This window comes from Stenotrophomonas sp. INTA L402-1 (genome assembly GCF_059295135.1).
Genome location: NZ_JCAFWP010000131.1, coordinates 1 through 672, shown reverse-complemented (window position 1 = coordinate 672; position 672 = coordinate 1). Strand labels below are relative to the sequence as shown.

Genomic DNA, 672 nt, shown 5'->3' with positions numbered 1-672 from the left:
CCCCCCCCCCCGGATCAACCAGACGCCGCCACACCCGATCCAGTCTGGTCTCGTGGGCTCGGAGATGTGTATAAGAGACAGTTGTTACAGATAATGAAAACCTTGCCCGCCTGCTACGGATGCTGAAATTTCACGGTCTGGGTGTCGATGCCTATGACAGACAAACCTGGGGCCGTGCACCGCAAGCTGAAGTCTTAACGCCGGGCTATAAGTATAATCTGACCGATATTAACGCCGCGATTGCCCTGACCCAGTTAGCCAAATTAGAGCACCTCAACACCCGTCGGCGCGAAATTGCCCAGCAATATCAGCAAGCACTGGCAGCTCTCCCCTTTCAGCCATTAAGCCTTCCCGCCTGGCCGCACGTTCACGCCTGGCATCTGTTTATTATTCGTGTCGATGAACAACGTTGTGGTATCAGTCGCGATGCGTTGATGGAAGCGTTAAAAGAAAGAGGCATTGGTACCGGGTTACATTTCCGCGCCGCTCACACACAAAAATATTATCGCGAGCGTTTTCCCACGCTGTCGTTACCGAATACCGAATGGAATAGCGAACGCATCTGTTCTTTGCCGCTGTTCCCGGATATGACTACCGCCGATGCCGACCATGTCATCACAGCCCTTCAGCAACTCGCAGGACAATAAGCCATGTTTGAAATCCACCCTGTTA

Annotated in this window: 1 pseudogene; it reads left to right on the top strand. The window is 52.8% G+C overall.

From position 1 onward, the window contains the following. Positions 1-92: 92 nt before the first annotated feature. Positions 93-647: pseudogene (locus AC5O77_RS21900) on the top strand (DegT/DnrJ/EryC1/StrS family aminotransferase); the annotation flags it as partial. Between the last annotated feature and the right edge of the window lie 25 nt (positions 648-672).